Source organism: Desulfotignum phosphitoxidans DSM 13687 (assembly GCF_000350545.1).
Taxonomy (GTDB): Bacteria; Desulfobacterota; Desulfobacteria; order Desulfobacterales; family Desulfobacteraceae; genus Desulfotignum; species Desulfotignum phosphitoxidans.
The window spans coordinates 78,254-104,026 of the sequence record NZ_APJX01000003.1 but is presented as its reverse complement, the minus strand read 5'-3'; the positions used below and the strand labels follow the sequence as shown (position 1 = coordinate 104,026).

General features: G+C 54.6%; 21 protein-coding genes. 8 read left to right on the top strand and 13 right to left on the bottom strand.

Translation table 11 applies throughout. The annotated features are described in order from the left end of the window. Nucleotides 1-155: 155 nt before the first annotated feature. Genes DPO_RS07930 through DPO_RS07905 form a run of 6 tightly spaced genes read right to left on the bottom strand, consistent with a single transcriptional unit; the run spans nt 156 to nt 6,780 of the window. Nucleotides 156-866, bottom strand: coding sequence for an aspartate/glutamate racemase family protein (locus DPO_RS07930; protein WP_006965286.1), 711 nt, complete (start codon nt 864-866; stop codon nt 156-158). Then, nucleotides 863-2,305, bottom strand: a complete 1,443-nt coding sequence (locus DPO_RS07925) for an NAD(P)/FAD-dependent oxidoreductase (RefSeq protein WP_006965285.1) — start codon at nt 2,303-2,305, stop codon at nt 863-865. Before DPO_RS07925 ends, DPO_RS07930 begins: the two co-directional genes overlap by 4 nt. Before the next feature lie 32 nt (nt 2,306-2,337). Further along, the gene (locus DPO_RS07920; protein WP_006965284.1) at nt 2,338-2,628 is read right to left on the bottom strand and encodes a (2Fe-2S)-binding protein; all 291 of its coding nucleotides are present in this window, start codon (nt 2,626-2,628) and stop codon (nt 2,338-2,340) included. Further along, on the bottom strand, nt 2,621-3,793 hold the full coding sequence (locus tag DPO_RS07915; protein ID WP_006965283.1) for an NAD(P)/FAD-dependent oxidoreductase: 1,173 nt from the start codon (nt 3,791-3,793) through the stop codon (nt 2,621-2,623). Before DPO_RS07915 ends, DPO_RS07920 begins: the two co-directional genes overlap by 8 nt. Nucleotides 3,794-3,824: 31 nt before the next feature. Beyond that, entirely contained in the window at nt 3,825-5,732 is a 1,908-nt protein-coding gene (locus DPO_RS07910; RefSeq protein WP_006965282.1) for a TRAP transporter permease, read from the bottom strand. Between the two features lie 22 nt (nt 5,733-5,754). Then, on the bottom strand, nt 5,755-6,780 hold the full coding sequence (locus DPO_RS07905; protein WP_006965281.1) for a TAXI family TRAP transporter solute-binding subunit: 1,026 nt from the start codon (nt 6,778-6,780) through the stop codon (nt 5,755-5,757). A 343-nt stretch (nt 6,781-7,123) separates the two neighbouring features. Between DPO_RS07905 and DPO_RS07900 the strand changes: the two genes are divergently transcribed. The 5 genes from DPO_RS07900 to DPO_RS07880 all read left to right on the top strand — a co-directional run bounded on the left by DPO_RS07900 (nt 7,124) and on the right by DPO_RS07880 (nt 13,711). Further along, nucleotides 7,124-7,813 (top strand): GntR family transcriptional regulator, encoded by a 690-nt coding sequence (locus DPO_RS07900; protein WP_006965280.1) that lies wholly within the window; start codon nt 7,124-7,126, stop codon nt 7,811-7,813. A 161-nt stretch (nt 7,814-7,974) separates the two neighbouring features. Then, entirely contained in the window at nt 7,975-10,029 is a 2,055-nt protein-coding gene (locus DPO_RS07895) for a DEAD/DEAH box helicase (protein ID WP_006965279.1), read from the top strand. Between the two features lie 20 nt (nt 10,030-10,049). Then, complete coding sequence (gene ettA / locus DPO_RS07890) at nt 10,050-11,732, top strand: energy-dependent translational throttle protein EttA (protein ID WP_006965278.1); 1,683 nt, start codon at nt 10,050-10,052, stop codon at nt 11,730-11,732. 18 nt (nt 11,733-11,750) lie between these two features. After that, complete coding sequence (locus DPO_RS07885) at nt 11,751-12,647, top strand: DMT family transporter (RefSeq protein ID WP_040011754.1); 897 nt, start codon at nt 11,751-11,753, stop codon at nt 12,645-12,647. 11 nt (nt 12,648-12,658) lie between these two features. Further along, nucleotides 12,659-13,711: an AI-2E family transporter gene (locus DPO_RS07880; RefSeq protein WP_006965276.1), complete on the top strand. Its 1,053-nt coding sequence runs from the start codon at nt 12,659-12,661 to the stop codon at nt 13,709-13,711. 86 nt (nt 13,712-13,797) lie between these two features. Here DPO_RS07880 and DPO_RS07875 read toward each other — a convergent pair whose 3' ends face one another. The 4 genes from DPO_RS07875 to DPO_RS07860 form a co-directional block, all read right to left on the bottom strand. Next, on the bottom strand, nt 13,798-14,049 hold the full coding sequence (locus tag DPO_RS07875; protein ID WP_006965275.1) for a DUF2442 domain-containing protein: 252 nt from the start codon (nt 14,047-14,049) through the stop codon (nt 13,798-13,800). A 68-nt stretch (nt 14,050-14,117) separates the two neighbouring features. Next, nucleotides 14,118-15,452: a TRAP transporter large permease gene (locus DPO_RS07870; protein ID WP_006965274.1), complete on the bottom strand. Its 1,335-nt coding sequence runs from the start codon at nt 15,450-15,452 to the stop codon at nt 14,118-14,120. Continuing rightward, nucleotides 15,452-15,997, bottom strand: coding sequence for a TRAP transporter small permease subunit (locus DPO_RS07865; protein ID WP_006965273.1), 546 nt, complete (start codon nt 15,995-15,997; stop codon nt 15,452-15,454). Before DPO_RS07865 ends, DPO_RS07870 begins: the two co-directional genes overlap by 1 nt. A gap of 6 nt (nt 15,998-16,003) precedes the next feature. Further along, nucleotides 16,004-17,113 (bottom strand): TRAP transporter substrate-binding protein, encoded by a 1,110-nt coding sequence (locus DPO_RS07860; protein WP_006965272.1) that lies wholly within the window; start codon nt 17,111-17,113, stop codon nt 16,004-16,006. Nucleotides 17,114-17,418: 305 nt separating this feature from the next. On the opposite strand from DPO_RS07860, the gene DPO_RS07855 reads away from it, so the two are divergent. Beyond that, nucleotides 17,419-18,066, top strand: coding sequence for an OmpA family protein (locus DPO_RS07855; protein WP_006965271.1), 648 nt, complete (start codon nt 17,419-17,421; stop codon nt 18,064-18,066). Nucleotides 18,067-18,080: 14 nt separating this feature from the next. Here DPO_RS07855 and aroF read toward each other — a convergent pair whose 3' ends face one another. From aroF to DPO_RS07840, 3 genes are all read right to left on the bottom strand, one after another. Next, entirely contained in the window at nt 18,081-19,949 is a 1,869-nt protein-coding gene (aroF, locus tag DPO_RS07850) for a 3-deoxy-7-phosphoheptulonate synthase (RefSeq protein ID WP_006965270.1), read from the bottom strand. 539 nt (nt 19,950-20,488) lie between these two features. After that, nucleotides 20,489-21,526, bottom strand: a complete 1,038-nt coding sequence (locus DPO_RS23835) for a HAMP domain-containing protein (RefSeq protein ID WP_006965269.1) — start codon at nt 21,524-21,526, stop codon at nt 20,489-20,491. Between the two features lie 24 nt (nt 21,527-21,550). Beyond that, nucleotides 21,551-22,600, bottom strand: a complete 1,050-nt coding sequence (locus DPO_RS07840; protein WP_006965268.1) for an ABC transporter substrate-binding protein — start codon at nt 22,598-22,600, stop codon at nt 21,551-21,553. 123 nt (nt 22,601-22,723) lie between these two features. On the opposite strand from DPO_RS07840, the gene DPO_RS07835 reads away from it, so the two are divergent. Together DPO_RS07835 and DPO_RS23830 are read left to right on the top strand one after the other, a co-directional pair. Further along, on the top strand, nt 22,724-23,317 hold the full coding sequence (locus DPO_RS07835; RefSeq protein ID WP_006965267.1) for a response regulator: 594 nt from the start codon (nt 22,724-22,726) through the stop codon (nt 23,315-23,317). A gap of 9 nt (nt 23,318-23,326) precedes the next feature. Continuing rightward, nucleotides 23,327-25,735, top strand: coding sequence for a hybrid sensor histidine kinase/response regulator (locus DPO_RS23830; RefSeq protein WP_006965266.1), 2,409 nt, complete (start codon nt 23,327-23,329; stop codon nt 25,733-25,735). Nucleotides 25,736-25,773 lie beyond the last annotated feature (38 nt).

Here is a 25,773-nt window from a genome sequence, read left to right as displayed (position 1 = left end):
AGGTTTATATCAATTCGTCCATTTCCGGCATTACATTGATTTGTTTTTTTAAAACCACGAAGCGCACGAAGAACACGAAGGAATGGCTTCTTCGTGTTCTTCGTGCGCTTCGTGGTAAAATAATCTGACAACCCTGACAAGGTATTGCCCGAGGTTCACCAGCGGCAGCCGGCCCAGGCCGAGTTGAGCAGGGTGGTGATATCAAAAACCGGCCTTTTTGTCACCCGGCGGACTGCATCGGCAAATGGCGGCATATTGGTGCACTCCAGGACGATGGGACCCACCGCGGGATGCTCTTTGATCAGATGCATGGCAGCAGACACCATCTCGCGCCTGCACAGATCCACATCCAGTGTTGGTTGCCCCCCAATGAACACCCGGGTGAACTCCGGAAAATTTTCCATGCCCTGGATGGCCATGGGAATGTCTGCGATGCCGATGGCAGACAGGTGCTCATGGTTTAAACAAGATTTTCTGGCGGTCAGAACCCCCACCTTCTGACCGTCTTTTAACAGGGTCTGCGCGAGGTGCACCTGGAGCAGGGAAGAAGAAAACACCGGCACCGGGAGTGCCGCCACCAGGGCTTTATGAAACAGGGCCAGAAATCCGCAGGAGGTGCCCAGGGCAATGGCCCCTTCCCGGATCAGGTCCCGGCCGGCGGAAACAAACGGCTGGATCATGGCTTTGTCTCCCTGGACCACGATCCGTTCCGGGGTGGCCCCTTTCACCGTGCGATACCGCACCGGAAAATCAAATGTCTGTGGATTTCCGATATCACCGATAATTCTGGGAAAGGTGGTGTCCAGCATCAGGATTCCCATAAACGGATCTTTTGTCAGACTTTTTTTGTGGGGGGGCAGGGTCATGGGTGTAAAAACGCTGCCATGGGAACATTTTTTACCGGGGCCCGGAAAGAAGGGCTGCCTGTCTGGTCCGGGGTCTGGCCGGTCAGGGCCAGGAGGATGTCAAACAGGACCGGCTGGCAGATCCGGCCCTGGCACCGTCCCATGCCGCATCGGGTGGCTTTTTTCAGGCTGCCTGTTGTCACAAACCCTTTGGCAATCTGTTTTCTGATCTCTCCCATGGAGATTTCTTCGCATCGGCAGATCAGGACATCATCGTCAATAGCCTCATAAGCGGATGCAGGCACCTGGCACAGCTGATTTAAAAATGATGCATAGCCCCGCTGCTGTTTCTGCATCCGGACCAGTTTTTGCGCATAACGATCCGGCCCGGTTTTTTTTCCCAGTTTTTCCAGAATTGACAACGCGGCCAGTTTTCCCTCCACAAAGGATTTTCCAGCCCCGGCAATACCTGTGATCTCTCCTGCGGCATACACTTTAACCACCGATGTTTCAAGGGCATGATCCACCCGGACCACCCACCCGCCCCGGTCGGCATCGTAATCCAGGGCGCATCCGGCCTGGACCGGCAGCTCGATGTTGGGAGAGAACCCATGCCCCACTGCCAGTGCACTGGCGGAGTAAATCTGAGAGGTACCGGGGATCTTGTTTCCTTTTCTGTCAAGGTCGGCGGTCACGACAGCCGTTACTTCATTTTTCCCTCTGGCTTCCGTCACCCGGACTCCCTGGCGAAACCGCACCTTTCGGATCATCAGGCCCAGCATCTGCATGGCCCCCTCCCCTGCCAGATACCAATGGTGTTTCAAAAGCGGCAGCAGACCCAGTTTTTTCGCAAAATGGTTTTCATCCAGAATCGCGGTCACGTTTCCTTTGTTTTTGAGAATCTCCAGGGCCAGCACCGTTTGAAGCGGGCTGGTGCCGGCAATCAGGGTGTGCCGGGCCGGCAGGATACCCGAACTTTTCATCAGGATCTGGGCCGCTCCCAAGGACATCACCCCGGGCAGGGTCCATCCTTTAAACGGCAAAAACCGCTCCCTGGCACCCGTGGCCAGCAACAGGTATCCGGCATCAATCTCCATCATACATCCGGATACTGAACTGCCCGGACACAGGGGGTCCGGCACATGCACCAGCAGTTGCCGGTCCGGAAAAATGCCCAGTACCCGGGCCTGATGCACACAGGTAATCCCTTTGGGCCGCGGGACCGGCCTCAGGCTTTGAACAATTTTTTGGGTTGACACCGTCCTGCCGGATCTTTCAAGACGCGGGTCAAATTCCCAGAACCCGTCTGTAACCCGGCAATGTTGTCTGAGTATCTGGCCACCGGCTTGGGGATTCTCATCAATGACAAGAATTTGAAGGCCATGGCCGGCCAGGGTATTGGCCGCGGCAATACCGGCGACCCCGGAGCCCACGATCACCACATCATACGCCTGCTTCACGACCGCCTCATTTCAACAAAATCCCATCTGCTTCATCGGGTTTCAATCTGCATGCCGTCGGTTGCCAGGGTCATGCAGGCCAGTTGGTCCGGGACACCGTTGATGGTGACCCGGCATTCATAGCAGATGCCCATACCGCAGAAAATTCCCCGGGGCTCACCGGTTTTTCCGGCAATCCGCAAGACACGGATTCCTTTGGCCAGCAATACGGCATGAACGGTTTCCCCTTCATAGGCAGTACAGGGAACCCCGTCCACCTGCAGGGTAATTTTTGTGCCCCGGTTTGCCGAAGAAATCCGCAGGTCTGTATCCGCATTATTCATGGGCCTGTCCTTTCTGGGGGATAAACCGTTCCGGAGAAAACGGTGCCAGAGAGATGGCGGTTTTTTGTCCCAGGACCATATCTGCCATCAGTTCTCCTGTGATCGGGGACAGGGCAATACCGTCTCCCTCGTGTCCGGCGGCCATAAAAAACCCTTCCAGGGACGGCACCGGTCCCAGGATGGGCAGGCCGTCCGGGGTATAGGGCCGGAGACCGGCAAAGGTCCGGATCACCTGAAGGTGTTTCAGGGCCGGCAGTACCTCAGTGGTCCGTGATATAATCCGGCGGATGCCCGACAGGGTGTTTTCTGTGCAAAACCCTGCAAATTCCCGGGTGGATCCCAGCAGCAGGTTTCCGTTGTCTGTCTGCTCCATGGACATGCCTTCTCCCTGTTCTGCGGCCAGGGACGGATCATATTTGACGGCAATGTATCCGGCTGAAATCATACAACTGGAAATCATGGGGCGCGCCGCCTGGGTCACCACGATCTGTCCCCGCCGCGGTGCGATGGGCAGGTCGATTTTTACCATCTGACAGATACGCCCTGCCCCGGCACCGGCGGCATTGACCACGATATCAGCTGGAATATCCCCCTGTGTGGTGGCAACCCCTGTCACCCGGTTGTTTTGGGTGTGAATTCCCAGCACCTTGGTCCGGGTCAGGATCCGGGCATGATTTTTTTTCGCACCCAGTGCAAACCCCAGCGTCAGATTGATGGGATTAACTCTTGCATCCAGGGAAGACCAGGTGGAGCCGTAAATATCAGGAGATAAAAACGGTTCCGCCGCCAGGGTTTGTTTTGCATCCATCAGGCAGACTTCCAGGCCGATATCCTTTTGTTCCCTGACAAATTTTTCCATGGCCGGATATTGTGCCGGGGTCTGGATGACCACCCGGCCCCCGGTCTGCCTGAACTCGATGTCCACAGGCAGCTCTTTTTTCAAAAAATGAAACCGCTTCAGGCTTTCCATGGCCAGACCCAGGTGGATGCCGGGCTTTTTGGACTGCATGAACACCAGGCCGTCGCAGGCCCCGGAGCTCCCGGATGCCAGGTCATGGGATTCGATAAGAGTGACCCGGGCCGCTTTTTTTGCCAGGTGCCAGGCAATGGAAGTGCCGATGACACCACCGCCGATGATCACAATTTGAAAAATTCCGGAACCCATGGGGTTTACGCCTCTTTATCCCTGGCCATACTCAGGTGTTGTCAGTCACCGGATCCGTTGCCCGGGACCGCAGAAAAAGCCACACAAAAAACCCAACGATTGCCAGGGTTGCGGCTGCCAAAGTCACTGGCCGGCCCACCAGGTCCGGGTGGGCACAGAAAACAAACGCCCCGATGGCGGCAGCCGCCATGATGGTCCTTTGAAAGAGGCTCAGTATGGTAAAAAAATAGCCGGTGAGGGCGGCCGATAAAAACACAACGGCAATGAGCAGCACCAGCACCAGGGATATGATTTCCACCAGGGTTCCATTTAAAAGCAGTGCCGGGTTGTAAATAAAAATCAAGGGAATCAAAAATGCCACAATGGCCAGCTTAAAGGCCTCGAATCCGGTCTGCAGCGGCTTGGATCCGGCAATGGACGCGGCACAATACGCAGGGATGCACACGGGTGGCGTGACTTCCGCCAGGATGGCACAGTAAAAAACCAGCAGATGGGATGCCAGAAGATCCGTACCCAGGGTCACCAGGGCCGGGCCTCCGATGGTCACGGCGATGATATAGGCCGGGGTACAGGGCATGCCCATGCCCAGAATCAAAGAGGTTCCCATGATCAGCACCAGGGCCGGCAGCAGAAATCCCCCGGACCAGTGGTTGATCACCGTGGCAATGCCCAGGGCCAGCCCGGTATGAGTGACGATTGCCACCACCATGCCGGCACCGGCACAGGCCAGGGCAATCATGATCATCTTCTGCCCGGCCGATTTCAAGGCTTCAAACAGCCTGACCGGCGTCATGGCGGTTTTCTTTTTAAAAAAACTGATGACAAACGAACTCACGATCGCACCCATGGCCCCCATGAAAACCGAATACCCCATCAGCAACATGGCCACCAGGCCGACGATGGGAAGCAGCAGATAAGTATCCCTGATAATGGTGGAAACAGGGACCAGCATGTCCTCTTCCTTCATGCCTTTTACATTGTCCTTGACCGCGATAAAATGGACCCGGATGATCAGGCTGGTGTAGTAAAGCAGGGCCGGCAGTGCTGCGGCGATACATACCTGCAGATAGGGGATGCCGGTGATTTCCGACATCACAAAAGCCCCGGCCCCCATGATGGGCGGCATGTACTGCCCGCCGCTGGAGGAAACCGCTTCCACGGCCCCGGCAAACTGGGGCCGAAACCCCAGCCGTTTCATCATGGGGATGGTAAAGGTGCCCGTGGCATAGACATTTGCCGCTGCCACCCCGCTGATGGACCCGAAAAAAGAACTGCTGATCACCGCGACTTTGGCGGGCCCGCCCCGGCTTCTGCCGGCCAGGCGGCACGCCAGGTCCGTGAAAAATTTCCCGGTCTGGGTGCTCTCCATAAAGGCCCCGAAGATGACAAACAGGGCCACAAACGTGGCGGAAATACCGGTGATGGCCCCATAGATGCCCGTATCTGTGATCAGGTACTGCATTTCTATGAGTTCTGACAGCGGCAGGGGTTTTGCAAAGAACACCCCACCCATATAGGGGGCTGCATACAGGTATGAAAGAAACACCACGATCAGAATGGTCATGGCCGGCACCACGGCCCGGCGGATCGCCTCGAGCAGCAGCAGAATGTTCAATCCCCCTAACACCATCTCCAGTGTGGTCAAAGGATCGATAAATTCCAGCCGCATGCTCAAGGCATCATTGTTCAGGATCAGATAAAAGGGCGGCAGCAGTGCCAGAATTGCCAGAATCCAGTCATAAAACGGAATCCGGTCAACCGGGGACCGCCGGGTGGCAGGAAACAGGATAAAAGCCATGGGCAGCAAAAACAGCAGATGAACTCCCCGCTGAATCCGTGGCTGCATGACCCCGAAGGTTGCCGTGTAAATGGCAAATACCGAGACCACGGTCAGCCATATGCCGATCACTGTTCCTTTCCATCCCCATAACTTTCTCACCCGGGCCGCTCCTTTTTTTTGCTTATTTCATGTATCCGGCTTCTTGATAATACTTTTCTGCGCCCGGATGCAGGGGAACCGCCACATTGGCCCATCCCTGTTCCGGGATAAAGGTCTGGTTGGCGTTGTTGATGGCATGCAGTTCCTCCACCTGTTCACATAAAATCCGGGTGATGGTATATGCCACAACATCAGACACATGGCTGCCGATCAACAGTTCGCCCGTACTCACCACGGTAGATACATCCGTTGCCTGGCCCTTGTAGGTATCCGAAGGGATAATCTGTTTTCCCGAAGCGGTGGGCAGGGTTCCCAGGTCATCGGCCAGGGTATCGATGCACTCGTTTGAAACCGAAAGAAGGGTGCTGGAACGGCTGACCATCATCTCGGTGATGGCTGCGGCCGGCAGAGCCAGATGGGTAAAGACGAAATCCACATGCCGGTCTTTGTAAAGGCTGATCATGTCGGCATACCCGGCCTGAAATATCTTGCCGCCCGCCTTATCGATGTCCTGGGAAGAAATCCCGTGAAAATTAAGGATATTTTCGATCAACGGCAGGTCCGATGTCCCTTTCATGGGCATGGCCACCTTGATGGCCTTGCCGGCTTTGACCATGTCCGCCATTTCAGACAGGGTCTGGATGCCCTGGTCCCGGCCTGACACAAAATGGATATAATAGGTGCCGAAAATGCCTCCCATGGATCTGACATTCGGATTGGCAGTTTTAAACAATGGCGCCATCCCCTTAAATGCCATTTTATCCACAAACGTAATTCCCCATCCTAAGTCATCCTTGCCGCTGGATACCCGAACCGGATTCACCACCCCGCCGCCCGGCACCACCTTTAAGATGAGTTTGGGCTCGGCTTCCGTGATCATCCTGGCAATACCGCCTGCCTGGACATACCAGCCGCCGCCCACACCGCCGGCTACCCAGGTCAAGGTGGCCGGTGTCGTCAACTGGGTATCATCAGACATACCCGCACTCGGCAGCACCAGCAAACACACCATAAATAACATTGTCAGACCGATCTTCGCTTTTTTCATCTCTTTTTCCTTTCCCATAAAATTTACCATCTCATATGATATACCCGGACTATCTGCCGGATTATCCCATGGATCGCGCTGCCCGTCAGGGCATGGCCGTCAACTTCGTGCCCTTCGTGGTTTTTAAAAAATAAAATCAATGTGAATCCATCCGGATATCAGCCATAACCGGCTGAATTTATGATTCGTTAAGATTGATTTTGGCCTGTTTGGCATCCGGAAAACCCTTGACAACGTTTATTTCATTAACTATTTAATTAATTATTTTATAAAATATATTCCACTACCAAAACCAGTGCGGCGTGTCAAGTTTTTTTGCCCGGGCTCACGATGAGGACATAATATGGTGCAGACACAAACAACCCAGAACAAATCGGATCTGACATTCAAAGCATATATGGCGATCCGGCAGATGCTGTTCTACAATGAAATTCAGCCGGGCCAGAAAATCAAATACAAGGACCTGGCCACACGAATCGGGGTCAGCATGACGCCGGTGATCCAGGCATTGAAGTGGCTGGAATTTCATAACATCGTCCGGCATGAATCCAACAAAGGCTATTATATCAATGAAGTCAGCGTCAAGGAAATCACGGAAGTCTATGACACAAGGCTGCTTCTGGAAGTGTCTCTGGTTCCGGGTATCATCGGGCATCTGAATGACCAGGGGATCAGAAAGCTGGCAGCCACCCTTGACGACTACAAGGCAGCCGTGGCTGAAGACAATTACCATAAGCGGATCATGACGGACATGAAATTTCACATGACCCTGGCCGCGCTTTCAAAATGCCACATACAGGTAAAAATGCTCCAGGAACTGTTTGATATTTTATTGCTGCGGTATAATCAGAATCTTTTTTACCTGAGCATGACCGGCACATCCCTGGCAGAGCATGAAGATATTTTCAACAGCATCAAAAAACGGGATCAGGTCCGGCTGGAAGCATCATTGAAGTTTCATGTGGACACAGTCAGAAACCATATCACCAAAGGGATGAGCCGGCTGGTTCCAGACAAAAAAGAGTCTTTCTGAGGTCATCAGATCCAATGGACCGGTATTGACACACTCCAGGCAGGATCTCTGAGGCCAGGACTTGCACAATTTGCCGATATTGATTACACTTGTCCCAAATGAAAACAAAACGAAATTACCGGGGTAAACGCCCCCGGCGAAAACCAGAAAACAGACCCGCCATGAAGCCCGGTGCGGACAAAGGACTCAAACGCGTCTTTGAAAAGATCGGGGTACCTGACGACAAACCCTTTACACCGGATCCGTTCCAGATCGAAGCCATTGAAGCTGTTCAGGAAGCAGACTGCCTGGTGACCGCTCCCACAGGGGCCGGCAAGACCTGGATTGCCGAGGAAGCCACCCGGAACTGCCTGGCCAAAAAAGGCCGGATCTGGTATGCCACCCCGCTCAAAGCCCTGACCAACTCCATCCATGCCCGGTTTTCCCAGCTGTTCGGTGAAGAAAATGTCGGCATTCTCACCGGTGATATCAAGGAAAATGCCGATGCCGACGTGATCATCGGCACCACGGAAATCCTGAGAAACCAGCTCTACGATGCCATGTACACCGGAGAAGACCTGAACTGCGACCTGATCATCCTGGACGAGGCCCATTACTTAGGGGATGCGGAACGCGGCGTGGTGTGGGAAGAGATCATGATCTATCTGCCGGTGCGCATACCTTTGCTTTTGCTGTCCGCCACCATCGGCAACCCGGACCAGATCGCCGGCTGGCTGACCGCCATCCGGGGCCGCACCTGCCGCATCGTGGAAAACAAACGGCGGCCCGTGCCGTTGCACCCCATATTTCTGCATCCTTCCGGCACGTTGTACCCGCTGCTTAAAAAGACCGCCGGGCCGGGTGAAGCCAGGCTTCATGATAAAGTGTACAAGTTTGCCAGCATCAAAAAACCGCCGGTCCTGGCGCCGCCGGGACGACTGCCCGATTTCGGGGATATCCTGACGCTCATGGAGCGGTATGACCTGTTGCCGGCCATCTTTTTTTTAAAATCCCGGGCTGAATGCGACAATGCCCTGAAACTGTGCCGCAATGATCTGCTCAACAAAACACCGCAAAAAAAAGCGGCCCTGAAAGCGACCATTGAGGAACTGGTGGCAGGCAATCCCCACCTGGCCGCCCACCCCCACCGCCGGGACCTGGAAGAAAAAGGCTGTGCCGCCCACCACAGCGGGCATCTGCCCGCCTGGAAAGTGGTGGTGGAGACGTTGATGGCCAAAGGACTGCTCAATGCCATGTTTGCCACTTCCACGGTGGCGGCAGGCGTCAACTTTCCGGCCCGGTCCGTGGTGATTCTGAATTCCGACCGGTTCAATGGTGTGGATTTCCAGACGTTAAGCCCCAGTGAATTTCAGCAGATGGCCGGCCGGGCCGGCCGCCGGGGCATGGACAATATCGGATTCGCCCTGGTGCTGCCCGGCAAGTTCATGGATCTGAAGGGCATTGCCGGCCTGGTGAACGCTCCGGCTTTGAATGTGGACAGCCAGATCAAAATCGATTTTTCCATGGTACTGAACCTGTTGCTTTCACACACGCCGGAACAGGTGAGAACGCTTTTGGACCACTCGTTTGCCTCTTACCTGATCGCAGCCGGCGAAAAACGGTCCAAAGCGGCCAGAAAGCGGTTCGGCCAGGACCTGGCTTTGTTGTGGAACGATTTTCTGGCACACATGGATTTTCTGGCAAATGAAGGATTCATCACCCGGGACGGGAACCTGACCGAGGACGGTTTGTGGGCTTCCAAGCTCAGAATCGACTCGCCGCTGCTGGTAGCCCAGGGCATCCGGGAAAACCTGCTGCCGGACCGGGATCCGGCCCTGCTGGCTGCCATTATGGCCGCGTTTGTCAATGAAAAAGAATTCAAAGATGACCCGCTGGTTGAAGGCGCCCTGCCCAAACGACTTAAACAAGGCTTTCTGGAGATTCGCAAAGGATTGAAACCCTTTGCACTGAAACTGCTGTCCAGCGGTTTTTCCGCGCCCAACCTGTTTGTCCAGCCCGCGGTTCTCATGTATGGCTGGGCCCATGACACGCCCTGGGACGAACTGATGACCGGATCCGATTACGCGGAAGGGGATTTTGCCCGGCTGATTCTGCGCACAGCCGAAAACCTGCGTCAGATCGCCAAAATTGGCGACAGCTTTCCCAACGTGGCCAGAACGGCGGCTGAAGCCGTGGACATGATTCTCAAAGAACCGGTGATCACCCAGTACCATTAAATTTCCGTCAAGGAGACTGCATGACCGAAGATACCAAAAAAGTGATCTATTCCATGATCCATGTAAGCAAGTTCCATGGCAAGCGCCAGGTGCTCAAAGATATTTCTCTGTCTTATTTTTACGGCGCTAAAATCGGTGTCCTGGGCCTCAACGGCTCGGGCAAAAGCTCGCTGCTGAAAATCATGGCCGGCAAGGACACGGAATTTTCCGGTGAAACCATTTTATCCAAAGGCTACACCATCGGATTTCTGGAGCAGGAACCCCTGGTGGATTCGTCCAAAACCGTCCGGGAGGTGGTGGAGGAAGGGGTTCAGGAAACTGTGGATCTTTTGGCGGCATATGAAAAGATTTCCGAACAGTTTGCCGAGCCCATGTCCGAAGAGGAGATGGACCAGCTCATCGAACGTCAGGGAAAGGTACAGGAACAGCTGGATCACCTGGATGCCTGGGACCTGGACGCCCGGTTAAAGATGGCCATGGATGCCCTGCGGTGTCCGCCCGAAGACACGCCGGTCAGCGTGATTTCCGGCGGAGAGAAACGCCGGGTGGCTTTATGCCGGCTGCTGCTGTCCAAACCGGACATCCTTTTGCTGGACGAGCCCACCAACCATCTGGACGCGGAATCCGTGGCCTGGCTGGAACAACATCTGAACCGGTACGAGGGCACCATTATCGCCGTGACCCATGACCGGTATTTTCTGGACAATGTGGCCGGCTGGATCCTGGAACTGGACCGGGGCGAAGGCATTCCCTGGAAAGGCAACTATTCTTCCTGGCTGGATCAGAAAGCAAAACGCCTGGCCACGGAGCAGAAAGGCGAAAGCAAGCGCCAGAAAACCCTGGAACGGGAACTGGAATGGATCCACCTGTCCCCCAAGGGCCGGCGCACCAAATCCAAGGCCCGGATCAAAGCCTATGAAGACCTGCTCAAAAAAGATGCCGGACAGCAGGAAAAAGAGATGGAGATCTTTATTCCCCCCGGACCCCGTCTGGGGGACAAGGTGATTGTGGCGGATCATGTGACCAAGGCGTTTGAAGACAAACTGCTGGTGGAAGACATGAATTTTGTGATCCCGCCGGGGGCTGTCGTGGGTGTGGTGGGTCCCAACGGTGCCGGCAAAACCACGTTGTTTGAAATGATCACGGGCAAAGAATCACCGGATGCCGGTAAAATTGAACTGGGCCAGAGCGTGAAGCTGGCCTATGTGGATCAGGACCGGGATTCTCTGGATCCGGACAAAACCATTTTTGAAGTCATCTCCGGCGGCAATGACCCATTGATCATCGGCGGAAGGGAACTTAACGCCCGGGCCTATGTGGGCAAGTTCAACTTTTCCGGCACAGACCAGCAGAAAAAAGTGGCGGATCTGTCCGGCGGGGAACGCAACCGGGTGCACCTGGCCTGCATGCTCCAGCAGGAAGCCAATGTGCTGCTTTTGGACGAACCCACCAATGACCTGGATGTCAACACCATGCGGGCCCTGGAAGAAGCAGTGGAAAATTTTGCGGGCTGTGCCGTGATCATCAGCCATGACCGGTGGTTTCTGGACCGCATTGCCACCCATATTCTGGCCTTTGAAGGAGACAGCAAAACCGTGATGTTTGACGGGGCATATTCCGATTATGAAAAAGACCGCAAAAAGCGGCTGGGCATCAAGGCGGATGCACCGACGCGCATCAAATACCGCCAGCTGATCCGATAGCGCCTTTGTCTGATGCCCATGAAACGACCCGGACCGGCGGCCCACCCATTGTTTGTGATCCACAGCGCCGTGCTGCTGTTCGGTTTGTCCGGGCTGTTCGCCAAATTCATTGATGCCAGCCCGTTGTATATCGTTCTGGGCAGAACCTTGTTCGCTGCTATGGCCTTGGGTGTTTACGCCCGGCTGTTTTCCGGCACAAAACTGTCTGCCGTTCCGGGCCGGGCCACGGGTTTGTTCATTTTGCAGGGGGCGCTGCTGGCCGTGCACTGGTATTTTTTCTTTCTGTCGATTCAGCTCTCCAGCGTGGCTGTGGGCCTGGTCACTTTTTCCACATTTCCGTTGTTTGTCACGTTTATGGAACCTCTGGTATTTAAAGAACCTCTGGACCGCCGGGATATTTTAACGGCCCTGGTGGTATTTTTTGGTATCTGTTTGGTCATCCCGGAACCCGACCTGTCCAACCGGGTCACGCTGGGGGGGTTTTACGGCATTCTATCCGGCCTGACTTTTGCCATCCTGGCCCTGGTGAACCGCAGAAACGTGCGCCTGTCAGATCCCGTGGCCGTGGCATTTTATCAGAACCTGTTTGCGGCCCTGTGCCTGGTGATTCCCGTCTTCCTGATCCGGCCTAAGGCAATGGTGGCGGCATCGGATCTGCCGGCCCTGGTTTTTTTAGGGGTGGTGTGCACGGCCCTGTCCCACACCCTGTTCATCAGTTCCCTTAAAAAGATAAGGGCCCAGACCGCCTCGGTGATCACGGGGCTGGAACCGGTGTACGGCATTATTCTCGCGTTTTTTCTTCTTAAAGAAATTCCCACATTTTCCACATTGATCGGTGGCGGAATCATCATCGGGGCATCCATTGCCGCCGGGTATCTGGCATCACCCAAAAAGCCAACCTTTCCGAAATCATAACAGGGGGCACAATGAAAAAACTGGAACAAGGCACATTTCTGACCATGCTGGTCCTGGTGACGGCTGTTTTTTTCTTTCTGCTCAAACCGTTTTTCGGCGCCGTGTTCTGGGCCTGTGTCATCGGGCTGGTGTTTGCCCCGCTGTACCAGCGATTTTTAAAATTATGGAAAAACAGGGCCACTTTTGCGGCCCTGTCCACCCTGGTGGTGGTCATCACCATCGGGGTGATCCCGGCCGTGTTCGTCACCGTCTCTTTTTTCCAGGAAGGTGCGGCCCTGTACCAGCGCCTGCAAACCGGTGACATTAATATCGGAGAGCGAATCGAGCAGATCCGCCAGGCGTTTCCAGCCATCCAGAGCCTGATGGACCGGTTCAACCTGGACCTGTCCACGTTCAAATCCCAGCTGTCCAATGCCGCCGTCACGGTCAGTCAGTTCATCGCCCAGAATGCCGTGCAGTTCGGTCAGAATGCGGCCCAGTGGTTTGTCAGCCTGGGCCTGATGCTGTATCTGGCTTTTTTCATGCTCAAAGACGGGACAGATCTGGTGGCCCAGCTGACCCGGGCGTTGCCCCTGGGAGACGAACGGGAACGCCTGCTGTTTTCCAAATTTGCGGAAGTCACCCGGGCCACGATCAAAGGGAATCTGGTGGTGGCAGTCATACAGGGCGGCCTGGGAGGGATCATCTTCTGGATACTGGGTATTCCGGCCCCGCTGTTATGGGGAGTGGTCATGACCCTGCTGTCTTTGATTCCCATGGTGGGTGCCGGCCTGGTCTGGGTGCCGGTCGCCATTTATCTGTTTGCCGTGGGCAGCTGGATTCAGGGCCTGGTTCTCACGGGATTCGGGGCCGGGGTGATCGGACTGGTGGATAATTTTCTGCGGCCCATCCTGGTGGGCAGAGACACCAAACTGCCGGATTACCTGGTGCTGCTGTCCACTCTGGGGGGATTTGTGTGGTTCGGCATCAACGGATTTGTCATCGGACCCCTGCTGGCCTCGCTGTTCGTGGCGTTCTGGGAGATCTTTATCCGGGATTTCAACACCCCTGAAGAGACGGAATGATTTATCCCCAAAACTTTTCCAAAATAAACTGACATAGACCAAGCCTGGCAACCAGTCCATAAATAGATGGGCAGAATCTGAATCATTTATGCAGTTTCATAATGACGGCAGCTTTGATAAAGCTTTGAGGGCGATAGTTCCAGACCATGGGGCCAGGCAAGTGCCCCGACATCGATAAAAAACCGTTTGAAAAATGACTCATCGTGTAACGGCTCCAGCAAGGAGCCTTTTTGCTGAATCAGTTTTTTTCCGTCAAAAAAGCCTGTTTTTCCGTCGGAAAAGCAAAGTTCGATCTGAAAGTCACCTGAATATGTCGCTCTGGTAATTTTAATCATCATAATCTGCTCCCGGGATCCTTTCCAAAGGATGCACCATAATGTCAACTTGAAATCTTTTTTATTCTGATCTACCGCACATACACCAGGCCCGGCAGCCAGGTGGCGATGGCCGGCCACATGGCCACGATGAACAAGCCCAGCAGCTGTAGCAGGACAAAGGGAATGATGCCCCGGTAGATATGACCGGTTTTAATCTGGGGCGGGGTCACCGCTTTAAGGTAAAACAGGGAAAACCCGAACGGCGGGGTCATGAAAGAGGTCTGCAGGTTGATGGCCAGCAGCACGCAGATCCATAACGGATCAAAGGCGAAATCATCCACCAGGATGGGCACCAGCACGGGCACATGGATGAAAATGATCTCGATGAAATCCAGGACAAACCCGATCAGAAAGATCACGCCCATGACAATGAGCAGCACCACCCATTTGTTGTGGGCATGGGCGATATCCATGAGAAACCCGCGGATCAGCTCATCCCCGTATAACTCCCGAAACGTGAGCCCGAATGCGTTGGCCCCCACCAGAATGATGAACACCATGCTGGTGAGCCGGGTGGTGGTGCGGGACACCTCTTTAAGAATATCCAGGTTGAACCGCCGGTTCCAGACTGCCAGGGCCACGGCCCCCACACACCCCACGGATGCGGCTTCCGTGGGAGAGGCGATGCCCGCGAAAATAGAGCCCAGCACCGCCGTGATCAGCACCAGGGGCGGCACCAGGGCCCGCATGGTTTTTTTCCACAACTGGCGGGCATCCGGCACCTGGCCGTCCGCCAGAGTGATGACCGGGGCCATGTCCGGTTTGATCAAGGCCGCAATGAAAATATAGGCCATGTACAGCAGCACCAGGAGCAGCCCGGGCAACAGCGCTGCCATGAACAGATCTCCTACCGGGATCTGGACAATGGTGGCCAGCAAGACCAGCACAATGGAGGGCGGAATGATCTGCCCCAGGGTGCCGGAGGCGGCCACCGTGCCTGCGGACAGCTCCGGCTGGTACCCGTGCCGCAGCATGGTGGGCACGGCCAGCAGTCCCATGGTCACCACCGTGGCCCCGACAATACCGGTGGAGGCCCCCAGCAATGCGCCGACCACCACGGCGCTGATGGCCAGCCCGCCCCGGATGCGGTGGAACACCAGCCCCATGGTTTCCAGCAGCTCTTCAGCCAGACCGGATTTTTCCAGGGTCACCCCCATGAACACAAACAACGGCACCGCGATCAGCACCACATTGTTGATGGCCCCCCAGATCCGCATGGGCAACAGCTCGAAATATCCCCATCCTCCGCCGATCCATCCGAAACACATGGCCGTGCCGATCAGGGTGAACGTAACTGGAAAGCCGGCCATCAACAGAATCGTGAGCGCCAGGAACATCCATCCGGCCAGGTATTCAGATCCCATTACCGGACATCCTTTTCTTTGTCAGCACAAGGCGGGGTCAAAAGAATGCCTAAATTCCGGATAAACATGGACACCCCCTGAAACAGGAGCAGCAAAAATCCCAAAGGCACACAGGATTTGATAATGAAGCGGAACGGAATCCCCCCGGGATCCGGGCTGCCTTCCATAAAGACGAACGCCTCCCGGGCAAACCCGAATGAGGTGTAAATGATAAGGATTGCCCCGGGAAACAGGAAAAAAAGACACCCCAGCACATTGATCCACGCCTGGCCCCGTTCCGACAGCCGCTGGTATACGACATCCACCCGCACATGCTGGTCATACAAAAGGGTGTAACCGGCGCCCATCAGAAAAATGAACCCGAACAGGTGCCATTCCAGTTCCTGGGTAAACACAAAACTGGTGTTGGCGGCATACCGCATGACCACATCGATGAAAACAACCGCCACCAGCAGTACCACCACCCAGGAGACCAGTCGGCCGATCCACTCGTTGCAGACATCTATTCTGGCGGCGATTGTTTCAAGAAAAGGACCGATCTGCATCGATGCTTATCCCTTCAACGGATATTGGTCGGCCAGTGTTTCATAATAGGGCTTTTCAGAAATTTCTCCCCAGGGTCCGATCAGTTTCTGGAATTTCTGGAAGCTGTCATTGACTTTTTCAGCCATGGGATCGGAGGCGGCGATTTCGGCAACGGCATCCTTTGAATGGGATTTCAGCTCAGCCAGCACCGAGTCCGGCAACCGGACCACATCGACTTTGTGCACATTGATCAGCTCATCTAAAGCCCGGCCGTTTCCAAAATTAAACCCCTGGGTGGTCCAGTTGCTGACCTGGGCACAGGCGGCATCCAGAATGGCCTGAAAATCAACGGGCAGCTCTTCATAGGCTTTTTTGTTGAACACAAACTCCACAAACGGACCGGTTTCATGCCAGCCCGGGTAGTAATAGTATTTAGCAACCTTGTAGAATCCCATGAGCTGGTCATGAAGCGGGCCGATCCATTCGGTGGCATCGATGACGCCGCGCTCCAGGTTGGTGAAAATCTCACTGGCCGGACACAGAATCACCGTGGCCCCCATTTTGGCCATTACCTTGCCGCCCAGCCCGGGAATCCGCATTTTCAGCCCTTTGAAATCCTCGGCTGTCTCGATTTTCTTGTTGAACCAGCCGGCCATCTGGGGCCCGGTACTGCCGCCCGGACGGGGAATGACCCCAAAGGGCGCATAGGTTTCCTCCCACAGCTGAAGCCCGCCCCCGAATTCATACCAGGCAGCCATGCCGGCCGCATTGAGACCGAAAGGCACCGCGGCAAACCACTGGGCTGCCGGGGCCTTGCCCGCCTGGTAATAGCCGACGCCCGATCCCGCCTGAACGGTCGTTCCTTTCTGAACAGCATCAAAGGTCTGCAACGGGGGCACCAGTTCTCCGCCGGCAAACACCTTGATCTTGAACTGACCGTCGCTCATCAATTCCACTTTTTTGGCCAGAAGTTCTGCCGCATCCTGGAGATACGGCAGTTTCGGGGGCCAGGTCGTCACCATTTTCCATCGAATCTGTTTTTTGGCATGTACGGCCGGTGCATGAATCAAACTCCCCGCAGTCACTGCAGCGACACTGCCGATAGCGGCTTTTTGTAAAAACTGTCTTCGTTCCATGGCATCTCCTTAGATTTGGGGTGAACAAACAACCTGTGATGCGACAATACAGTTATGGTGTAGCTGTTTCAATTCAGATATAGCCAGCCATTTGTGCCAAGTCAACCTAATAATTGCCAACACCTGTTTAAATGGTTTACAATTTTAAAATCGTTCTTATCATTATCCTAATCGAATAATGCACAAAAATTCAAAAATTCAGTGACACAGCCAACAATAAATTATTTTTGTTTTTTTCGAAATCATTGAATGTTAGCTGTCTGTAAAAACGTACATTAACACATCGCAATCAGGAGACCCAAAAAATGAAAAAAAATTTACTTACCGTTATGTTTATTGCCGTGCTTGTCAGTCTTTTTTCCTGCACGGCCATGCAAAGCCAACAGGGACAGGGGACCGCTGTCGGCGCGGGCGTCGGTGCAGGCGTCGGTGCCGCCCTCGGGCAGGTGATCGGCGGAGACACAGAAGCCACGCTGATCGGTGCCGGGATCGGTGCGGCATTGGGCGGCCTGGCAGGTAACCAGATCGGACGTTACATGGACAACCAGGAGCAGGATCTGCGCAGCGCCATTGCCACATCAGAATCTGCCAGCATCTCCAGAGACCAGGATGTTTTGCGGGCCACGTTTAAAGGAGAAGCTTTTTTTGAGTATGATAAAAGCACATTGCTGCCCGGTGCCCAGGCAGAATTGCGGCGGATCGCGGATATCATGAACAAATACCCCCAGACCATCATCGAAGTGGGCGGGCATACCGACACCCGGGGATCAGACGAATACAACCTGCGCCTGTCCGAGCAACGGGCCCAGGCCGTTAAAAACGAACTGATCCGCAACGGCGTGCTGGAACAGCGGATCAAAGCAGTGGGATATGGGGAATCGCGCCCCATATCCTCTGACCATGCCATGAACCGTCGGGTTGAAATCACCATTATACCCATCCGGCAGGGGTAACGTCATCCTGGCATTCAATACCGGCCTAAAACCCGGAAGGTTTCTGTTTTTTCTTCCAGCAGGCCGCGCATGGGTGCCAGTTCGTTTTTTTCAATATCGGCCTCCAGGTCCGCATAGAACATGTATTCCCAGGGTTTGCCGTGAATGGGCCGGGACTCCAGCTTCACCAGGTTGACGTCATATTTACTGAAGATTTTCATGACCTCAAACAGGGCGCCCGGCTTATTGCCCGTGGAAAAAATCACCGAGGTTTTGGCGACTTTTTTGCGGCCTTTGTATTCTTTGGCAATCACGGCAAACCGGGTGTAATTGCGGGGGTCATCCTCGATGGATTCATCCAAAATCTGCATGTCAAACATCTTTGCCGCCATGGTGGACGCAATGGCGGCAAAGCCTGCATCATTTGAATCCTTTACCTGCTTGACCGCCTGGGACGTGGCGGCCACGGGTATCCGTTCCATCCAGGGATACTGGTCCAGGTAGTTTGAACACTGGGTCAGGGCCGGGGGCGGGGCCAGGACCTGTTTGATATTATCTTTGACCGCCCCCTTGTGGGCGATCAGGGCATGCTGAATCCGGATGGTGATCTCTCCGATGATTTTCAGATCATACTCCTGGAGCAGGTCAAAATTTTCGTGGATGGAACCGGACAATGAGTTTTCCAGGGGAATCACCCCATATTCCGCCCTGCCCGCTGCCACGGCTGCAAAAATTTCTTTAAACCCCTTCATGGGAACCGGGGTGATATCATCCCCGAAATAGGCCAGGGCCGCTTTATGGCTGTAAGCCCCGAACTCGCCGATAAAAGCGGCGGTTTTGACTGCGTTTTCATCCAGGTCATGGATCAGTTCCGATTTTTTCAGATAATCAAAATCCAGCTGCTTGCCCACCACCGGCGCAATGGTATAAATGTCGCGCATCAGTCGGCCGAACTGCTCGGGATACAGGCTCTGGGGTCCGTCGGACAACGCATTGTCCGGATCATGGTGCACCTCGATCATCAGGGCATCGGCCCCGGCGGCCACGGCAGCCCGGGCCATGGGGCTGACTTTTTCCCGGATCCCCGTGGCATGGCTGGGATCGATGACAATGGGCAGATGGGTGAGCTTTTTGAGCACGGGAATGGCGGACAAATCAAGGGTGTTCCGGGTATAGGGCTCAAAGGTGCGGATGCCCCGCTCACATAAAATAATGTCGGTGTTTCCGCCGGCAGCAATGTATTCCGCCGACATGAGCCATTCCTGGATGGTGGCGGCCAGACCTCTTTTGAGCACCACGGGTTTTTTCATTTTCCCCACACATTTGAGCAGCTCGAAATTCTGCATATTCCTGGCACCGATCTGGACCACATCCACATATTGTTCCATCAGATCTGCCTGGGACGGTGAGGTCATCTCCGTGACCACTCCCAGGCCGGTTTCTTCCCGGACCCTGGCCAGAATTTTCAACCCTTCTTCTTCCAGACCCTGGAAGGAGTATGGAGAGGACCGGGGTTTGTATGCCCCGCCCCGGAACAGCACGGCCCCATACCGTTTCACCTGTTTTGCAATGGTCATGGCCTGGTCCAGGCTTTCCACGGCACAGGGGCCGGCAATCACCACAATGCGGTCCCCGCCCACCACCACGTTGTTGATGGCCACCCGGGTGTCTTGGGTCTTGAATTCCCGGCTCACCAGCTTGTGGGAGGTGGACACGGGCAATACCTGAACAATGCCCGGTACGCCCAGGTAATCTTCCGGTTTCCGGGACCCTTTTTTTACAATGCCGATCACCTTCTGACCGGCGTCCGTGATGGTGCAGCTGATGCAGCCGTCTCTTTCCAGCAGGGTTTGAACACCGGATTCCTGGTCCGGGGTGATCTGTGTGTCCAGAATGAGTTTCATGTTTGCTTTCTCCTTGTTGTAATGGCAGCCCCGTGTCGGGGTGTTTCCTGCCTGTAAAAAAAACAAAAGGGCTTCAGGATTTTTTCCCGAAGCCCTTAAAAAAACACAAAAGCCCCGGGTGGCTTATCTTGTCCACCCGGGGCTTTATTCTTCTCAATTATTCAATAAAGCATTACACCGGATGAACGCTCCTAAAAAAGAAGAAGCGTCCAAAATTAAATATAAACTGGGGTGTCATGCGCTGGATCATGCCGTGTTCCGATCTAAATGTTTGTTTCGTACTGATGATCGCTTCCTGTCTACAGTCCTTTTTCACGCTTGTCAACAAAAAAATGTTTTTTCAGGGCAGGCAAGTTGTTTTACCACGAAGGACACGAAGAGCACGAAGGAAGGACTTCTTCGTGCTCTTCGTGTCCTTCGTGGTTTTTAAAAAAGCACCGCCATGTAATGCCATCCGTTTCAATATCTTCCGGCCTGAAATGACCCCGAGCAGGATTGCTCAAATTATTAATTTTACAAATATTTGTAAAATTAATAATTTACTCTCCAAGGGTATCGTCATCATATAAATCCAGATCCGGATAGTATTTTTTTGCACATTCCCGGCAGATTCCATGGCTGAGCTGGGCCTCGGAATGGTCCCGGATATAGGTTTCCAGCTGGTTCCAGTAACCGTCGTCATCCCTGATTTTCTTGCAGTGGGAACAGATGGGAATAATGCCCCGCAAGGTTTTGATCTCGGACAGGGCCGTTTCCAGGTCCCGGGTGCGTTCTTTGACCCGCTGTTCCAGCTCCTGGTTGGCTTTTATGATCTCTGCCTGCTGCTGCTGGATGGCGGCGGACATCGCCTCCATATGGCGGGCCAGGTCTCCGAGTTCATCTTTTGATCTGACATCGATCCGGTCCACCTGACGTCCTTTGGCAATGGCAGAGGCAGCCCGGCCGATGGTCCGGACGGGATTGACAAAAAACCGTCTCAACATCAAAAGAATGATCAGAATCAACAGGCCGGCACTGCCAACGGCAATGCCGGTGGTCGCCATCTGAATCTGACGTTCCGCCGCATGGAGCACCTCATGATCCATGGCAAAGAACACCACCCAGTTCCATGGGGAAAATACCCGGACCACATACATGGTTTCAATGTCATCGTCATACACATGCCCGTCATTGTCCACAGAGGAAAGCTTCCCTTTTATAACGGCCCGGGCAACCGGTCCCCACACCGGTTCCATATTCTGACCGCTGTTTTCCTTTGAACAGAACACCAGTTCCCCCTGACCATCCATGATAAACAGGTGAGACGTATCCGCGATTTTCATTGCCCTGCCCGCCGCAAACACCTGATTTTGATATGCGGCGACAAAGGATGGTATGGCATTCAGCCCGTTGGTTTTCAGCAGATCATGATGCCGGTCGATATCCTGCATATATGAATCGATAATGGTATCCATATACAGAAACGCAGATTGGTGGAGATTTTCTCCGGTTTTTTTCATGGACCACAGTCCCAGGACAAAAAGGCTGCACAACACCAGCGGAATGATGCCTATAGTAATCTTTGTCTGCAGTTTCATTTCAATCCAGTTTCTTGTTTCTTGTCATCTGTATACATGGTTTCCGGCAAGGGCCAGGATATCCGGCGGCACCACGATATTCAGGTTCAGGGCCGTGGTCAGGTTGATGCCCAGCTGGAACCGGGCAGGTGCTGTCACGGGGATGGTGCCCGGATCCGCCCCCTTCAGGAACGCTGCCACAAAATTGGCCGCCTCCCGGCCCCCGGCTTCCAGATCCGGGGTGATGTGCAGCAACGCACCCATTTTCACGCTGTCCATGGTCTGGCCCATGGCCACGGGCACGGTTGAGCGCTCCAGCAGCAGCCGGGTGTAGTCCGGGTGTTCCCCCAGGGGCCCCTGGGGTTCCCACCAGAAATCGACCCGGTCTGACAGGGTCTGAACCCCTTTGGCAGCTGCCGCCAGCATGACGGGCATGCCGTCCGGTCCTTTTTCATACATGACGTCATGGACGGCGAACCGGAAATGGTTTTCCTGTGCCGCGATGGTTTTCAATTGCCGGATATCCCCCATGGCAGACGGGTATGTGGAATGGATATACCCGAACACCACGGGCCTGTCCGGCGGCACGGTCTGGGTGACCAGGCGCATGATAAGATCGGTGCGTACCTTTGCCGGCACGGTGAACACCCTGCCGGTCACATTCGTACCCGTGGGTTCCCCGATTTTCTGGATCAGCCCGGCCCCCACCGGGTCAGACACCTGGAAAAAGAAGATGGGAACCCCCGTGTCTTTGAACACGGTCACGGCAGCCTGGGAAGCCAGGGTGGCTATGGTGGCCACGACGTCGGGCCGGCCCTTTTTCAGGATTTTTTTCAGCTGATTTTCAGCAAACTGCCGGTCCCCGTTGGCCCGGATGGTGATCAGATCGATGTCGATACCGCTTTGCTCCCCGATCTGCTCCAGCCGGTCCACAAAATGGGTCAAATGGGTTTCACATGCCGGCAGCTGCATGGTGACCACCACCACCACCTGCCTGACATCTCTGGCTGCTGCATAAAACGGCATCAGCAGCCAGCAGAGGATACCTGCCGTTACCAGTATCCAAATATTTATTTTACACGCCCGCCTGTTCATAATCCTGTCCTCCCCTGCCCTTTTTCCATTTGATTTGTCCAGAACCCTGTGGTATGTTCATTCTGTTCATTCGGTTTGTTGTGTTACCATTTTTTTTGCATTTAGAAAAGGAGATTTTTGGTTGTGACAGACGATCTTCTCACCATCCCCCAGGCAGCCCGGCTCTGCGCCATGAGCCGGGGCACCATCTGGAAATATGTCAAGACAGGGGAAATCAATGCATACAGGACCCCAGGGGGCCAGTACCGGATCAGGCAGACCGATTTCAATGACTTTATGCAGCGCAACAACATGTATCCCCGGGCCTTTCATGAGCCGGACAATCACCGGATACTGATTGTGGATGACGAGCCCCAAATCCTCAAAATGCTGACTGCCATGCTTTTTCGGGACGAATATTCTCTGGAAACCGCCAAAGACGGATTTGATGCCGGTGTAAAGATCATGACTTTCAAACCAGGGCTGGTCATTTTAGACCTGATCATGCCGGGAATGGATGGATTTGAGGTGTGCCGGCAGATCAAGACAAATGCAGACACCGCCCATATCAAAGTACTGGCTGTCACGGGGTATGATTCTGAAGAGAACCGGGACAAAATTCTTGCACAAGGGGCGGATGCCTATCTGACCAAGCCGCTTTTCAAAGATAACCTGATGCAGACCATCCAGTCTTTGCTAGACGCAGAAAACCCGAACACGCATAGAGTGAGTGGATGAGGAGGCATCATGCAAATCCTGATCGTGGATGATCGGATGGAAAACCGGTACCTGCTGGAAATCCTGCTCAAATCTGAAGGACATGACACCGTGTCTGCGGTAAACGGCAAAAAAGCGCTTGAATGCCTGGCATCAGGCCCATTCGACTTGATCATCACCGACATCCTCATGCCGGTGATGGACGGGTTCCAGCTGTGCCGATACTGCAAGGCAGACCAGACCCTTTGCCACATTCCCTTTGTCTTTTACACGGCCACCTATGTGGATGAAAAAGACGAGGCATTTGCCTATGAGATCGGCGCGGACGGATTCTTGAGAAAAGGCATGGAACCGTCGGCTTTTCTGGCATCCATCCAGGCGGTGATAAAAAACACCCAAAAGGGCCGCCTCTCCCCAAAACCCCCTGTGGACAAGCCGGAGGAAGAAACCTATAAACACTACAGCGAGCGACTGATCCGGAAACTTGAAAAAAAAATGCAGGACCTGGAACAAAAAGAGGAACGCCTCAACATGGCCCTGGAGGCGTCCAGGGACGGGCTGTGGGACTGGAACATCCAGACCGGTGAGGTCTATTTCAGTCCCCGGTATTACACCATGCTGGGATATGAACCCAATGAACTTCCCCAGACCTATGACACCTGGGCCGGGCTTTTGCACCCGGATGACAGAGAAGCGGCGGAAAAATCGATCCTGGATCATATTGAAAAAGAATTCAGCCCTTTTGAACAGGAGTTCCGGATGAAAACCAGGTCCGGAAAATGGAAATGGATCCTGGGACGCGGCAAGGTGTTTTCCGTGGATGAAAAAGGCAGGCCGGTCCGGATCGTGGGTACCCATACCGACATCAGCCGGCTCAAGGCGGTGATCCGGCAGGCCAGAGAAACCCGGGAACGGTACCGCAACATCATCGAGGTGTCTCCTGTAGGGATCGCGGTCCACGCCGGCGGCAAAGTGGTCTTTTCCAACCGGGCCGGGGCCGACATTCTGGGCGCTTTGTCACCCGATGACCTGACTGGAAAACCGATCCATGAGATCATCCACCCGGACAATCTGGATGCGGCCAAAGCGCGGATACAGCGGATGATGGCAGGAGAGCCCGGCCTGTATCCGGTGGAGGACCGGTATGTCCGGCTGGATGGAACCCCCATCGACGTGATGGTTATGGCAACCGCGATCTCCTTTCAGGGGGCCCCGGCCGTGCAGGTGGTGGTCCAGGATATCACGGAAAAAAAGAGAACCGAAAAAGAACTGCAGCAGGCGGAAACCCGGCTCCGGCAGGTCCAGAAATTGGAGGCCATCGGCAGCCTGGCCGGGGGGATTGCCCATGATTTCAACAACATTCTTTCCGCCATTATCGGGTATGCCCAGCTGGCCATTGACCGGCTTCCCAAAGACAGCCCGGTCCAGGCGGACCTGGAACAGGTTTACAAAGGCGGAGAACGGGCAAAAGCCCTGGTGATGCAGATTCTGGCCTTCAGCCGGCAGCAGGAACAAAGTGAAATTCCCATTCAGATCGGCCCCATTGTCAAGGAGGCCGTCAAATTTCTCCAATCCACCCTGCCCAGCTCCATCGACATCCAGCAGCAGATCGCCCCGGATGCAGGGATGGTCCTGGCAGACCCCACAAGGATCCACCAGGTGCTCATGAACCTGTGTACCAATGCGGCCCATGCCATGGACAGGGCCGGCGGCACCCTGACGGTCACCCTTGCCGGCATCATCCTGGATCCAGAGTCGGCTGCCGCGCTTCCGGATCTTCTGCCGGGAAAATACCTGAAATTGACCGTGGCAGATACCGGACACGGCATCGCTCCCCAGACCCTGCCGCGGATATTCGACCCCTACTTCACCACCAAAAGACGCAGCCAGGGAACCGGGCTGGGCCTTGCCACGGTGCACGGCATCATCAAATCCTGCGGGGGCGGCATCACTGTTTCCAGCACCCCGGGACAGGGCACCACCTTTCATCTGTATTTTCCGGTAATGGGAGATCCGGTCAAACCAGTGCCGGAAAAACCGGCCCCGGCTACGGCTGCCGGAAACCATGCCTGTATTTTGTTTGTGGATGATGAACCCCCCATAGCCAATTTGGGCAAACGACTTCTGGAGCATCTGGGATACCAGGCCGAGGCCCGCACCGATCCCCTGGAGGCCCTGGCCTTGATAAAGGCTGACCCGGGCCGGTTCGACCTGGTGATCACGGACCTGACCATGCCCGGCATGAGCGGGGACAACCTGGCCTCAGAGCTGACGAAAATCCGGCCGAACCTGCCCGTGATCATGTGCTCGGGCTTCAGCAGGGATATGACCAAAGCTGCGGCAGAGGCTGCCGGTATCAAGGCCTTTGTTCTCAAACCGATACTCAAAGACAACCTGGCTGCCGTGATCCGGCAGGTACTGGCCGGCGATGAGGCATAAAGGGACGTTATGACAACATCAGACAGGCAAAAAGAGAG

What these genes read in the sequence shown, in the direction of transcription:
- DPO_RS07930 (WP_006965286.1), bottom strand. Translation starts at nt 866, where the DNA reads ATGACCCTGCCCCCCCACAAAAAAAGTCTGACAAAAGATCCGTTTATG.
- DPO_RS07920 (WP_006965284.1), bottom strand. Translation starts at nt 2,628, where the DNA reads ATGAATAATGCGGATACAGACCTGCGGATTTCTTCGGCAAACCGGGGC.
- DPO_RS07915 (WP_006965283.1), bottom strand. Translation starts at nt 3,793, where the DNA reads ATGGGTTCCGGAATTTTTCAAATTGTGATCATCGGCGGTGGTGTCATC.
- DPO_RS07905 (WP_006965281.1), bottom strand. Translation starts at nt 6,780, where the DNA reads ATGAAAAAAGCGAAGATCGGTCTGACAATGTTATTTATGGTGTGTTTG.
- DPO_RS07900 (WP_006965280.1), top strand. Translation starts at nt 7,124, where the DNA reads ATGGTGCAGACACAAACAACCCAGAACAAATCGGATCTGACATTCAAA.
- DPO_RS07895 (WP_006965279.1), top strand. Translation starts at nt 7,975, where the DNA reads ATGAAGCCCGGTGCGGACAAAGGACTCAAACGCGTCTTTGAAAAGATC.
- ettA (WP_006965278.1), top strand. Translation starts at nt 10,050, where the DNA reads ATGACCGAAGATACCAAAAAAGTGATCTATTCCATGATCCATGTAAGC.
- DPO_RS07885 (WP_040011754.1), top strand. Translation starts at nt 11,751, where the DNA reads ATGAAACGACCCGGACCGGCGGCCCACCCATTGTTTGTGATCCACAGC.
- DPO_RS07880 (WP_006965276.1), top strand. Translation starts at nt 12,659, where the DNA reads ATGAAAAAACTGGAACAAGGCACATTTCTGACCATGCTGGTCCTGGTG.
- DPO_RS07875 (WP_006965275.1), bottom strand. Translation starts at nt 14,049, where the DNA reads ATGATGATTAAAATTACCAGAGCGACATATTCAGGTGACTTTCAGATC.
- DPO_RS07870 (WP_006965274.1), bottom strand. Translation starts at nt 15,452, where the DNA reads ATGGGATCTGAATACCTGGCCGGATGGATGTTCCTGGCGCTCACGATT.
- DPO_RS07865 (WP_006965273.1), bottom strand. Translation starts at nt 15,997, where the DNA reads ATGCAGATCGGTCCTTTTCTTGAAACAATCGCCGCCAGAATAGATGTC.
- DPO_RS07860 (WP_006965272.1), bottom strand. Translation starts at nt 17,113, where the DNA reads ATGGAACGAAGACAGTTTTTACAAAAAGCCGCTATCGGCAGTGTCGCT.
- DPO_RS07855 (WP_006965271.1), top strand. Translation starts at nt 17,419, where the DNA reads ATGAAAAAAAATTTACTTACCGTTATGTTTATTGCCGTGCTTGTCAGT.
- aroF (WP_006965270.1), bottom strand. Translation starts at nt 19,949, where the DNA reads ATGAAACTCATTCTGGACACACAGATCACCCCGGACCAGGAATCCGGT.
- DPO_RS23835 (WP_006965269.1), bottom strand. Translation starts at nt 21,526, where the DNA reads ATGAAACTGCAGACAAAGATTACTATAGGCATCATTCCGCTGGTGTTG.
- DPO_RS07840 (WP_006965268.1), bottom strand. Translation starts at nt 22,600, where the DNA reads ATGAACAGGCGGGCGTGTAAAATAAATATTTGGATACTGGTAACGGCA.
- DPO_RS23830 (WP_006965266.1), top strand. Translation starts at nt 23,327, where the DNA reads ATGCAAATCCTGATCGTGGATGATCGGATGGAAAACCGGTACCTGCTG.